The organism is Terrisporobacter petrolearius (genome assembly GCF_020748185.1).
In the GTDB taxonomy this organism is placed as follows: domain Bacteria; phylum Bacillota; class Clostridia; order Peptostreptococcales; family Peptostreptococcaceae; genus Terrisporobacter; species Terrisporobacter petrolearius.
Map to the genome: position 1 here is coordinate 80,611 of NZ_JAHZMO010000011.1, position 12,605 is coordinate 93,215.

A 12,605-nucleotide genomic window follows, 5' to 3' on the forward strand; every position below is an offset into this window, starting at 1 on the left:
AATTTTTTACAGAAATGTATAATATATACTTAATCCTAAAGGGATGAATAAAGTTCACAGAATACACTTTCATAATTCAATTATTTGTAATCCTAAAAGTGAAAAATTAAGAATAAGATAAGCTATTTATTTTCATAGATAGCTTGTTTTATTATTTTTAATAAAAACTAAAATTTATTGGTCGGTTTTAAAGATTAAGCAAATTCATGCAATACATATACATATTATCATTAGTATGATTGTCTCAAGATTGTTTGTAAATATTTGGTTTTCGTGCTATCCTATAATATCGTCAAAAATATTTTAATAAAACTCGGAGGAATTAAAATGTCATTTTTACTTTTAATTATAGGTTTCTTTTTCCTTATAAAAGGAGCTGATTTATTCGTGGAAGGGTCATCATCTATTGCAAAAAAATTTAATGTTCCTTCTATGGTTATAGGACTTACAATTGTTGCCATGGGAACAAGTGCTCCTGAAGCAGCTGTAAGTATTACTTCATCACTAGCTGGGCAAAATGATATGAGTGTAGCTAATGTTGTTGGATCAAACTTTTTTAACATCCTTGTAGTCCTTGGTGTTTCATCAATAATCACTAAACTACCTGTTCTAAAGGGTACAATAAAAAAAGATGCACCTTTTTTATTATTAGTTAATGCTTTGCTATTACTATTTGGATTAAATTTAAATATTAGTAGAATAGAAGGATTAATACTGCTAGCAGTATTTATATATTTCTTAATTGATACAGTAAAATCTGCTAAGAGAAGTAGCCAGGAAACTGCCAAGGAAGCTGCAACAACTGTGGATGTGGAAGTTACTAAAGAATCATCTATACCAAAAACTATTTTATTAAGTATAATTGGAGTAGTTGGTATAGTATTAGGTGGAGATATGGTTGTCAATTCTGCTACTGAAATAGCAACATCTTTCGGAATGAGTGCTAACCTAGTTGGATTAACCATAGTTGCTATAGGTACATCTTTGCCGGAATTTGTAACATCAGTAGTTGCAATAAAAAAAGGCGAAACAGAAATAGCAATAGGAAATATTATAGGGTCTAACATATTTAATATACTATTTGTTTTAGGGTTGGCTACTACTATAAGTCCTATAACTATAAGTATGTTTGCCTTTATAGATATAATATTTATGGTTGTTACAACTGTTCTCTTATACTACTTTATGAAAAAAGACGATTCGCTTGTAAAATCAGAGGGGATTATATTCCTTATAATATACGTAGCTTATATGTCTTATACTATTATGAGATAAGTAATAGCTAATAAAAAGTAGCTCTTGCACAAGTAAAATTGTTGTGTAAGAGCTACTTTTTTATTGTATTTCTTTTATCATAGCTAATGATAGTATGTCATTTAAACATTCTTACCCTCCAATATTTTTTCATTTTTTACTATACATAATAAAAAACACCTAAGAAATATATAATTATATAACTACTTAGGCATTTTTTAGGTATATTAATTTTTTATCTGTTCTTCCAAGTTAATATAGGTTTTTTCACTGCTCTTGCATCATCAACTCTACCAATAATAGTGTTATGAGGAGCTGAAGTCAATAGTTCTGGTCTTTCTCTTCCTTCTTTTGCTATGGATTTCATAGCTTCTATAAATTTATCTAAAGTCTCCAAGCTTTCTGTTTCAGTTGGTTCTATCATCATTGCTTCTCTAATTATTAATGGAAAGTAAACTGTTGGTGGATGATAGCCATAATCTAACATTCTTTTTGCAATGTCCATTGTATTGTATTGCCCATGAGGTCCTCTTAGTACAAATTCATGTTTACAAACTTCATCTATTGGCAAATCATAGTCCTCTTTTAACTTTTCTTTTAGATAATTAGCATTTAAAACAGCCATTTGACTTGCTTTTTTAAGTCCATCTTTACCCATAGTTAAAATGTATGCAAAAGATCTAACCATTACTGCAAAGTTTCCATAGTAGTTTTTAATTTTTCCTATAGAGTCCTTTTTATCATAATTTAATATATATTTATCATCTACTTTTTCTATTGTTGGCACTGGTAAATAAGGAATTAAATCCTTTTTTACTCCTACTGGACCGCTTCCTGGTCCTCCACCACCATGAGGTGCAGCAAATGTTTTGTGTAGATTCAAGTGAACTACATCAAATCCCATGTCTCCTGCTCTAGTTATTCCCATAATTGCGTTGGTATTTGCTCCATCGTAATATAAAAGTCCCCCAGCTTCATGAACTAGATCTGCTATTTCTTCTATATTTCTTTCAAACAATCCTAAAGTACTTGGATTAGTTAACATTAATGCTGCTACTTCATCATTTAATACTTCTTTTAGTTTATTTACATCGACTGCTCCATTTTTAGTTGATTCAACTTCAATGATATCAAATCCAGCCATATTTGCACTAGCAGGATTTGTTCCATGAGCAGAGTCTGGTACTATAACCTTTGTTCTTTTTAAATCGCCTCTGCTTTCATGATATTTTCTTATTATCATAAGTCCTGTATATTCTCCATGTGCTCCTGCAGAAGGCTGTAAAGTTACCTCATCCATTCCTGTTATTTCACATAACATTTCTGCTAAATTGTACATTAATTCTAAGGATCCTTGTGACGTTTCAATTGATTGATAAGGGTGCATATTGGTAAATTTACTAAGTGAAGCCATGTCTTCGTTTATTTTGGGATTATATTTCATAGTACAAGATCCTAGAGGGTAAAATCCTGTATCTACACCAAAATTCTTATTTGATAATAAAGTGTAATGTCTTACTACATCTAATTCACTTAATTCAGGTAATTCTAAATCAGTTTTCTTTATCATATTATGATCTAGCATTTCATCTAGTTTTGCAAATTCTACGTCTAGTTTTGGAAGAGAGTAAGATTTTCTTCCTTCTTTAGAAATTTCAATTAATAAGCTATTATATTCTTTCATTTTACATCCCCTCCATAATTCTCATTAATTTATCTATTTCGTCCACACTTCTTTTTTCTGTTACACAAATCATTGTACAACCTGCTAATTCTGGATAATCTTTGCCTAAATCATATCCTCCAAGTATGTTATTTTCTAATAATTTTTTATTTAGCTCATCTACTTCAATTGGTGATTTAACCACAAATTCATTAAAAAATTTTCCTTTAAATAATGGTTGGAATTTCCCACCTTCACTTATTTTCTTAGCCGCATAATGTGATTTTTGCATATTTTGTATTGCCACTTCCTCGCAACCATTTTTCCCCATAGTTGCCATATAAATTGCTGAATTTAAAGCGCATAAACCTTGGTTCGAGCATATATTTGAAGTTGCTTTTTCTCGTCTAACATGCTGTTCTCTAGTTTGAAGAGTTAAACAGTAAGATCTGTGTCCATCTCTATCTACTGTTTGACCCACTACCCTGCCAGGCATTTTTCTGATTAAACCTGACTTTATAGCTAAAAATCCCACATATGGTCCACCATAGTTCAATGCATTTCCTAAAGGTTGAGCATCTCCAACAGCCACATCTGCCCCCACCTCTCCTGGAGATTTTAATACACTTAAAGTTATTGGATTTACACTTAATACATACATTGCTTTTTTGTCATGAGCTATTTGCCCTACTTCATCCACGTCTTCTATAACACCAAAGAAGTTAGGGTTTTGAATTAGTACACAAGCAGTGTCCTCGTCTACTACTTCTTTCAATCTATTTAAATCCGTCATACCTAACTCCCTATCATAATCAACTTCCACAACTTCACAATTATTAAATTGTAAATAAGTTTTTAATACTTTTCTTGTTTCTGGATGAACAGTTTTTCCTACTACTACTTTTTTACGTCTAGTTTTGGAAACTGCTAATAAACACCCTTCCACTGCCGATGTAGCACCATCATACATAGATGCATTTGCTATATCCATTTTTGTTATTTCTGATATCATTGATTGGAACTCAAATATGCTTTGTAATGTTCCTTGACTTATTTCTGCTTGGTAAGGTGTATATGCTGTGTAAAATTCACTTCTTGATGTAATATGTTTTATGATTGAAGGTATATAATGATCATAAGCACCTGCTCCTAAAAAACAAGTTAATTCTTCTGTGCTTATATTTTTATTTGCTATTCTTTTTACTATTTGACTAACTTCTAATTCTGATTTTGATTCTTCTAACTGTAAATCTCTTTTTAATTTTAAACTGTCTGGTATATCTGAGAATAAATCGTCTATTGAATTTACTTTGCATCCTTTAAGCATTTTTTCTTCATCTTCATGAGTTGCTGGTATATATGAATATTGCTTATATTCTTCTTTTACTATTTCTGATTTTTTATATTGTTTTTTATAAAAAGGTCTTTTTACTATTACTGCACTTACAAGTTTTTTTCTTACTCGTACTCCTATTTCACTTCCAATTTTGGAATAATTGCTGTCTATTATTGCCATTCCTATAAATTTATCTAAAGTTGGTGATTTAAGCCCTGTAGTAACAAATCCTATAACACTACCATCTACTTCTATTTCATAACCACTTCTTATCATTCCTTTTCCTTGCATTTCAAACGCAACTAATTTTCTTTGTATTTTTTGTGATTTTAAGCTAATTAATGCTTCTTTGCCTATAAAATTTTCTTTATTTAGTTTAACAAATATGCCTAAACCGGCTTCTATTGGAGATATTTTTTCACTTAACTCATTACCATAAAGAGGTAAGTTTACTTCTGCTCTTAAAGTATCCCTAGCTCCAAGGCCTACTGGTGTTATATTCTCTTTTCCTTCTTCCAGAATATCATTCCATATTTTATTTACTACATTTTCGTCACAGTATATTTCAAATCCATCTTCGCCAGTATAACCCGTTCTTGAAACTATACATTTTTCTCCACAAACCTCTACATTATTTTTAAATCTGTAAAACTCTATATCACTTAAATTTATATTTACTAGCTTAGATAATATATCTTCAGCTTTTGGACCTTGTATTGCCAATTGAGAAATATTACTAGATATGTTATTTATACTTACGTCAAATTTTTCACTTTGTTTTTTAATCCATTCATAGTCTTTATCTATATTACCAGCATTGATTACTAGTAAATAGTTTTCTTCACTTACCATGTACACTAACATATCATCTACTGTCATTCCATTTTCGTAGCACATTGGTGAGTATATAATTTCTTCTGCTTTTAGGTTTGTAATGTCATTTGTAATTAAATACTGTATAAAATTAAATGCGTCTTTACCCTTGACTTCAACTTCTCCCATATGAGATACATCAAATAGCCCAGCACTCCTTCTTACATAGTCATGTTCTTTAGTTGCACCTGTGTACTCTAATGGCATTTCCCATCCTGAAAATTCAAACATTTTTGCATTTAATTTTTCATGTGTAGAAAATAATTTAGTTCTTTTTAACTCCATACATTCTATCATTCTCCTACTCCCCCATCACGTTTTATATATATACGTAAAAAAGAGGATATGCAGACACTATAAATAGTAGCCACATATCCTCTGTTCATTTACCTGAAAGTTTTAGTGAGATAATCTCATTTTCTTCTTCGGTGACTTTCACTCTTAATGAGCAAAGTCTTTCCAGAGTTCCATCAATTTACGATATTCTTGCCTGAAAGTTTCTCTGAAAATTTAATGGCGATTTTCAGATTGCTTCTTCGGCCTTTTTACCTAGGTAAAAATGTCTCTCGTAAATCTCACTTGGATTTATTTAATTCTAAAATTATTGTATGTGAGTTCATAATATTTTTCAACTGTTTTTGTTCATTTTCTTATATGTTTTTTCCGATTTTTTCGACAATTTAAAATTGTGTGATAAATATACAAAAGTGCTTATAAAAGTTATAAGCACTTTTATCGTACATTAAAGTTACTTAGTAAAAATCAATAGACTTTCCCCAACTTTAGCCCTTATAGTTTTAGTATGAATTGCTGAACAACCATTATTTTTTTTCTAAATTCGCAGTGGTTAAATCTGCTACATATAAGTTTTTCTTATATAGCTTGTGAAAATTTAGGTAATTTAACTATGAATTTTTTCCATACAACTCCTATTGTTATAATTTTTAACGGTATCATAATAGCTTCTTTAAGTAAACGTGTTGGCAATAATCCTATAAATCCTTTACCCATTAAAATAGACAGCCAATAAGTATCTAGACCTAAATTTAAAATTATGTCTATAACTAAAACAGCTCCTATTATTCTTGTCCATGTAACTGGCTTATTATGTAAAAATACTCCATATACTACCCCTGCCAATATTGCAGTAAGTGTGAATCCTGGGAAAAATGCTCCTGTTGGAAATAGTACAACTCCTATAATATCAGCGATCCCATTTGCAACACCTGCCCATATTGGCCCATACATAGTAGCAATTATAGCCACTGGTACAAAACCAAATCCTATTCTAACTATAGGTGTTTGTATAGAGCAGAATCTAGTTAATATAATTTGTAATGCAACTAATAAACTAGTCTGAACTAGTCTTTTAACATTAATTTTTTTATTCATAAATTTCCTCCTAAATTGGGCTCGCACATAAATATGTGATTTATGTGTGGAGTTATCAAAAAATAATAAATATTATATATATTTCTATTATTATTTATTGATTAGTCTATCTATGAAATTTAAATAACTTAATTAAATTGTAACACAAGGTTTCAATAATGATTAGATTATTAACCTTTTTCGTTCCAAATACAATAAATAATACTATATAAATAAAAAAAGACACATAAATATAATATTTATGTATCTTAATTATTGTTGAATTTTATAATTCTAATAATAGTATGGAGAAGAGAACATAAATAAAAATGTTCCTAATGTACCTATCAATAATAAAAAAACTAGAGTTATTATGGCTAGTATTATTGGTATTGCTATATTAACTCCACCTTTATTTAATATTAATCTTAGTTTTATTTCTTCTCCCATGTTTATGAAAGAGTTTAATTGTTTTTGTATGTGCTTTAAGTAAGCTATATTTCCGTATAACCCTGAGATAACTGCTATTGCTATACTTATAATTAATGATACAGATGGCATTAATGATCCAATTAATATATCTGCTATAATAAGTCCAAAACCTATAGTGTACATTTTTCTATATAAAAACCACCATGAATTAAAGAAAAATGCGGCCCAGTTCCAACTAGTAGATCTATAGAATTCTTGGATTTCCTTAAATTTAGGTATATAGTATTCTTCTTTCTTTTGTATAAAGTTAACCATATCTATATTATCAAAATCTGCTTTATAATTTTCATCATAATTATTATCTGTAAAACTTCTATATGTTTCATTATTTTTTATAGTGTCTTTAATATTTTCAGTAGCATTTTTTATATTATCCTCTATTGTTATTAATTTATTTCCACAGTTTGTACAAAACTTAGCATTTTTTGAACTTTTTTTCCCACATTTTGAGCAATATATGAACTTATTTTCTTCAGACATAACTTCTCTCCTTAAATTTTTTAATAAGTATTTTTATTTTACTATTATTAATATATTCTTACAATAGAGTCTAATATGATAATACACTAGTAGGTTACTTTATATACAATAAAAGCCAGAAGATTTCTCTTCTGACTTAATTTATTATTTGGTTAAAGATATATATTTTTTTGAAGTTAATAAGTAGTAAATTAGATAAATTACTGAGAAAACAATAGTTGTTATTATAGTAGAAAACCTTCCATCTTGGTTAAACAAATTTGTTACTGCATAACTAGCTACTGTGCTATGGATAATAGCTACTATAGCTGGGAATAAGAAAAATATTCCAACCTGTTTATAAATAGATTTATTAATATATTCTTGATTTGTTCCTATTTTTCTCAATGTATCAAATCTAGGCTTATCTTTACTTGCATCCGAAATACATTTAAAATACATAATACTTCCTACAGATATTATAAATACCAGTGACATAAATAGGCCTATAAAGTAAATTGCGTTTATAAAGTTATAACTATCTTCATTAAAATTATCTACACTATAAGGTTTTATATTACTATTTTTCTTTATATCTTTAGCTATATTGGCACTATTTTCAAAATGTTTTAAGGTGATACAAGATATATTATCTGTATCTTTATTTAAGTCTTTTTTTAAGGAATTGAATGTACTATCATTTACAACAACCGAAGGAAGATTTCCTCTAAAAAATCCAAATAAATTCATTGCATAGTAGTCAACTATTTTAATATTTCTATTTGCTAAATCAAAATCCACTTTAAAGTCGAAAGCATTTATTAAATTTTTAGGAATTATTAATATGGCTTCATTGTCATTTAACTGTGTCTTTAAAAATTTATTCTCATTATCCATATCTCTATACTCACACATTTTTTTTATATCTGAATATTTTATAAAATCCATATTACCTGCAAACATAAACGGTGATTCTTTTTTACCGTTTTCAGTAATATCTATATGCATAATCTCAGTTTGTAGTTTAAAATCAACATTCTCATCACTTTTGTTTAAAGCTTCTGAAACAACATTATTATCTAAATTTCCTTCATACATTATGCTATATGGATATTCAGATTCTTTACCTTCAGTAAAAACAGTTCTAGTAGCAATAGATACTATTACACAAGTCAAGCAACAAGTTATTAATATTGCAATTTGACCTAAAACTTTATTATTATCTCTTATTCTAAAAATTATATTATTGTAACTTAAAATATTAGTTTTTTTATATAAGAAATTTTTATTATTAATTAATTTTGACACTAAAAAAGTAAAAAATCCTTTAAACAATAGCATTGTTCCTATTATAACCATAATTACTGTAAGAAATATGGCAATTGGGAATGGTATGTTATATTTGTTATAATACAAAATCACAACATAAGCTAAAACTATTACCATTAAACCTAAGATGCCTTGTAATGTTTTATTTTTACTATTATCAGTTTGATATATATTTGTTGCATTAATAAGTTTTGTTATATCTGTTTTTACTAAAACTATATATTCTTTAATAAATACACAGACCAATATACATAAGAAAATTAAACTAGTTATTAAAATTGCCTCTTTTGAAATTTCAAACTTCATCACTGTGTTTACTTTAGAAATTTTAGCTAATGCCATTAAAAATAATTTATTAGTTAAAATTCCCCCAATAATACCGCAAACTAAAGCTATTATACCTATTAGCAATCCTTCTCCAGCAAATAACAAAGCTATTTTATTATTCTCCACACCCATAAAAGTATAAATTCCAAATTCTTTTTTCCTTTGCTCTATAAAAAAACTACTAGAGTAAGATATAAAAAATATAAAAAACAAACACAACACCAATGCACAAACACCTGCTAAAGATGATACTACATTTAAATCTTGTATCTGTCTAAATTGTTCACTAAACATCAATGTTATAAAGTTATAAAATACTACAATGGAAAATATCATAGAAAATATGTACATTCCATAGTTTTTCAAATTCTGTTTTAAGTTCATAAAAGAAAGTTTAAAGAAGTTCATTTACTTCACCTCCCATGGAAGTAAGTAAATTCATTATACTATTGTAGAATTCTTTTCTATTTCCTGAACTATCTATTCTAGCGTTTAACTTTCCATCTTTCATGAAGACAACTTTTTTAGAATAACTTGCACTAAATGGATCATGTGTAACCATAATAACTGTCACATTAAATTTTTCATTCATGTCTCTTAAACAGTTTAATAACTCTGATGATGATTTTGAATCTAGTGCTCCTGTTGGCTCATCAGCAAAAATTATTTTTGGTGATGTTATAAGTGCTCTAGCTGCTGCTGCTCTTTGTTTTTGTCCTCCAGATAATTCATAAGGATATTTTTTTAGATGAGCTTCTATTCCAAAAAATTTAGCAAGTCTCATAACTTCTTCTTTTGTTTTATTTTGTTTTTCATTACCAATTACAAGAGGTAGGGCTATATTATCCTCCACACTCATGCTATCTAATAAATTATAATCCTGAAAAATAAAGCCAATATTATCTCTTCTAAATTTAGATAGCTCTTTATTATTCATTTTACTTATATCTTTATTTTCATAATATACATTTCCTGATGTAGGTTTATCTACTGTTGATAAAATATTTAGCAAAGTAGTTTTTCCTGCTCCAGAAGGTCCCATTATAGATAAAAATTCGCCTTCTTTAACGTCTAAATTAATATCTTTTAAAATCTTAAATGTATTTTTATTATTTTTAATATCTTTTTTCAAATTAATAGTTTTTAACATATTACCCTCCAAATTTCTAATATTTATTATACTTATATTTTATAAGTTTCAGATATTTGCTTCCATCTCTTAACCTAACACTTTGGAGATAATATGTGTCATTTATGTCACATTGAAGTAATCTGATAAGTTATAGAAAGTAATATATACATCACAAAATTCATTTGGCGTTGATATTACGTTTATGTGGTGACTTAATTTATTTAAGATTTTCTTTGAAATATAAAGTCCCATACCCGTTGATTTTGTTTTCTTTCTTCCATTTTCTCCAGTAAATCCTTTGTCAAATATTCTTTCTATATCTTGAGGTACAATTCCCATACCATAGTCTTTTATATGAAGTTCACATCCTTTTTTATTTTCCTTCAAATAAATTTCTATTTTTCCTCCTATATGGCTATACTTGATTGCATTATCAATTATTAGCTCAATTATATGAGTAATCCACTTTTTATCAGTAAGAACATTTTTATTTAACTGATTAACTTGCAAATCTATTTTATTATATATAAATTGATATTTATTTTTCTTTATTACTTCTTTTACTACTTGTTCCAAGTTCACTTCATTTATTATAAAGTCTGAATTATAGTTTCCTGCTCGACTTGAATACATTGCTTGTTCCACTAATTTATCTATACGGCTGACTTCACTATTAATTTGCTTAGATAATTCCCTACTATCATCAATTTCATTTACTCTTTTTCCTATTATTTGAAGAACTGAAATTGGAATCTTCACTTCATGAATCCAGTTTGTCATGTAATCGTTTATATCCTCTAATTCATTTCTTAAACTATCTACTTCTTCCTCATTCTCTTCAATTAGATGTTTTACATTCTTATAAATATAATCCCTTTCCAAATCATCATATTCTTCTCTTAAATTATGTATTGAATTTATGATTTTTTTTGTTTTTTTCTTATAATTTCCATAACCAATAAAAGTGAAAATTACCACAGCTAAAATTGATAAAATATTAATATAAATTAAAGTATCAATACTATTACTTAAATTAGGATCTAGTATCATAGTAACATCAACTATTAACATTATTAAAATTATTAAAATTAAAAATACTTTTACTTCTCTTAAATAATTTCGTAAACTCATTTTATTATATATCCTTGTCCTTTTTTAGTTTCTATAAAATCATTTAGTCCTATGGAGTCTAACTTCTTTCGCAATCTATTAACATTTACTGTTAAAGTATTTTCACTTATAAATTCATCTGTATCCCAAAGTTCTTCTATTATTTCATCTCTACTTACGATTTTTTCTTGATTTTCCATTAATATTTTCATTATTTTCAACTCATTTTTAGTCAGTTCGGCATTTTCATCTTTAAAGTATATCTTTCCATCAACTATATTCAGTGTTATATCTTTAAATTTTATTATCTCGCTTTTTAAATCATTATTATAAGAGTAAGTTCTTCTAAGTATGGCTTGAATTTTGGCAACTAAAATTTGTGGCGAAAAAGGTTTAGTAATATAGTCATCTCCTCCCATATTTATAGACATGATTATATCCATATCATTATCTCTAGAAGAAATAAATATTATTGGTACTTTCATAAAGTTTCTAATTTGTAAACACCAATAAAATCCATCATAACAAGGTAAATTAACATCCATTAAAATTAATTTTGGATTACATTGTAATACCTCATCTGTTATATTTTCAAAATCATTTACCTCACAAGCACTGTATCCCCACTTACCCAAAGTTAAGCTAATTTCTCTACTTAGAGCCTTATCATCTTCTATTATAAAAATATCCATCATTATATCCCCCTTTTTTTCATCTTCAAATCAATATTATTATATATTAATTATAATCCATTCTATTATTTTTCTTTCAATTTGTATATTCTTAAGATTTGATTTTAGATAATATTTAGCTTATTTTATTGTTTTTATGTAAATAATAAATAAAACTATTTAAAATAATTGGAGGTGTATTTCTTGAATTATAAAAATACCATAAATCATAATTGTAATATTAAGTGTCCTAAATGCAATCATACATATTCATATGACTTTAAGCTTGAAGATTTGAAAAAAAACGATAATAAAAGCAGATCTCTTGAGAATTCCTATGAATTTTTAATTTATTTAATTTGTAAAAATCCACTATGCAATTACGATATTGAAATTAAAGGAGAGGCTATTGTAAGTTCTTCAAATTCTCTAGATTCCATAAAAATTAATTCTATTAAATAATATAAAGAGCTCATATTTTATGAGCTCTTTATATTATTTAATTACTTTGTTTATTAACCTGTTTTAAAACATAATCAAATATAACATATGATGGTGAAATATTAATTTTTTATTAACTAATCTATA

At 27.3% G+C, this 12,605-nt stretch carries 10 protein-coding genes and 1 riboswitch; of the genes, 2 read left to right on the forward strand and 8 right to left on the reverse strand.

From position 1 onward, the window contains the following. The first annotated feature begins 327 nt into the window (after positions 1 to 327). Positions 328 to 1,275: a calcium/sodium antiporter gene (locus K0040_RS08905; protein WP_228108550.1), complete on the forward strand. Its 948-nt coding sequence runs from the start codon at positions 328 to 330 to the stop codon at positions 1,273 to 1,275. Positions 1,276 to 1,489: 214 nt separating this feature from the next. On the opposite strand, the gene gcvPB is transcribed toward K0040_RS08905, so the two are convergent. From gcvPB to K0040_RS08950, 8 genes are all read right to left on the reverse strand, one after another. Then, the gene (gcvPB, locus tag K0040_RS08910; RefSeq protein ID WP_228108551.1) at positions 1,490 to 2,938 is read right to left on the reverse strand and encodes an aminomethyl-transferring glycine dehydrogenase subunit GcvPB; all 1,449 of its coding nucleotides are present in this window, start codon (positions 2,936 to 2,938) and stop codon (positions 1,490 to 1,492) included. 1 nt (position 2,939) lies between these two features. After that, positions 2,940 to 5,423: an aminomethyl-transferring glycine dehydrogenase subunit GcvPA gene (gene gcvPA / locus K0040_RS21070; protein ID WP_331476291.1), complete on the reverse strand. Its 2,484-nt coding sequence runs from the start codon at positions 5,421 to 5,423 to the stop codon at positions 2,940 to 2,942. A gap of 171 nt (positions 5,424 to 5,594) precedes the next feature. Further along, positions 5,595 to 5,705: riboswitch (glycine riboswitch) on the reverse strand. A 294-nt stretch (positions 5,706 to 5,999) separates the two neighbouring features. Continuing rightward, the gene (locus K0040_RS08925; RefSeq protein WP_083399399.1) at positions 6,000 to 6,518 is read right to left on the reverse strand and encodes a folate family ECF transporter S component; all 519 of its coding nucleotides are present in this window, start codon (positions 6,516 to 6,518) and stop codon (positions 6,000 to 6,002) included. A gap of 273 nt (positions 6,519 to 6,791) precedes the next feature. Next, entirely contained in the window at positions 6,792 to 7,469 is a 678-nt protein-coding gene (locus K0040_RS08930) for a DUF2628 domain-containing protein (RefSeq protein ID WP_228108552.1), read from the reverse strand. Positions 7,470 to 7,613: 144 nt separating this feature from the next. After that, a complete protein-coding gene (locus K0040_RS08935) occupies positions 7,614 to 9,512 on the reverse strand; it encodes an FtsX-like permease family protein (RefSeq protein WP_228108553.1) in 1,899 nt (632 codons plus the stop codon). After that, positions 9,499 to 10,254 carry an ABC transporter ATP-binding protein gene (locus K0040_RS08940; protein ID WP_228108554.1) on the reverse strand — a complete coding sequence of 252 codons (756 nt, stop codon included), beginning with the start codon at positions 10,252 to 10,254 and terminating at the stop codon, positions 9,499 to 9,501. Before K0040_RS08940 ends, K0040_RS08935 begins: the two co-directional genes overlap by 14 nt. A 102-nt stretch (positions 10,255 to 10,356) precedes the next feature. Beyond that, positions 10,357 to 11,367, reverse strand: a complete 1,011-nt coding sequence (locus tag K0040_RS08945; RefSeq protein WP_228108555.1) for a sensor histidine kinase — start codon at positions 11,365 to 11,367, stop codon at positions 10,357 to 10,359. Next, positions 11,364 to 12,041, reverse strand: a complete 678-nt coding sequence (locus K0040_RS08950; RefSeq protein ID WP_228108556.1) for a response regulator transcription factor — start codon at positions 12,039 to 12,041, stop codon at positions 11,364 to 11,366. Before K0040_RS08950 ends, K0040_RS08945 begins: the two co-directional genes overlap by 4 nt. Positions 12,042 to 12,221: 180 nt before the next feature. Between K0040_RS08950 and K0040_RS08955 the strand changes: the two genes are divergently transcribed. Then, entirely contained in the window at positions 12,222 to 12,479 is a 258-nt protein-coding gene (locus K0040_RS08955; protein WP_228108557.1) for a hypothetical protein, read from the forward strand. The last annotated feature ends 126 nt before the right edge of the window (positions 12,480 to 12,605 follow it).

Excerpts from the sequence above, each read along its gene's own strand:
- K0040_RS08905 (WP_228108550.1), top strand. The coding sequence starts at position 328 with ATGTCATTTTTACTTTTAATTATAGGTTTCTTTTTCCTTATAAAAGGA.
- gcvPB (WP_228108551.1), bottom strand. The coding sequence starts at position 2,938 with ATGAAAGAATATAATAGCTTATTAATTGAAATTTCTAAAGAAGGAAGA.
- gcvPA (WP_331476291.1), bottom strand. The coding sequence starts at position 5,423 with ATGATAGAATGTATGGAGTTAAAAAGAACTAAATTATTTTCTACACAT.
- K0040_RS08925 (WP_083399399.1), bottom strand. The coding sequence starts at position 6,518 with ATGAATAAAAAAATTAATGTTAAAAGACTAGTTCAGACTAGTTTATTA.
- K0040_RS08930 (WP_228108552.1), bottom strand. The coding sequence starts at position 7,469 with ATGTCTGAAGAAAATAAGTTCATATATTGCTCAAAATGTGGGAAAAAA.
- K0040_RS08935 (WP_228108553.1), bottom strand. The coding sequence starts at position 9,512 with ATGAACTTCTTTAAACTTTCTTTTATGAACTTAAAACAGAATTTGAAA.
- K0040_RS08940 (WP_228108554.1), bottom strand. The coding sequence starts at position 10,254 with ATGTTAAAAACTATTAATTTGAAAAAAGATATTAAAAATAATAAAAAT.
- K0040_RS08945 (WP_228108555.1), bottom strand. The coding sequence starts at position 11,367 with ATGAGTTTACGAAATTATTTAAGAGAAGTAAAAGTATTTTTAATTTTA.
- K0040_RS08950 (WP_228108556.1), bottom strand. The coding sequence starts at position 12,041 with ATGATGGATATTTTTATAATAGAAGATGATAAGGCTCTAAGTAGAGAA.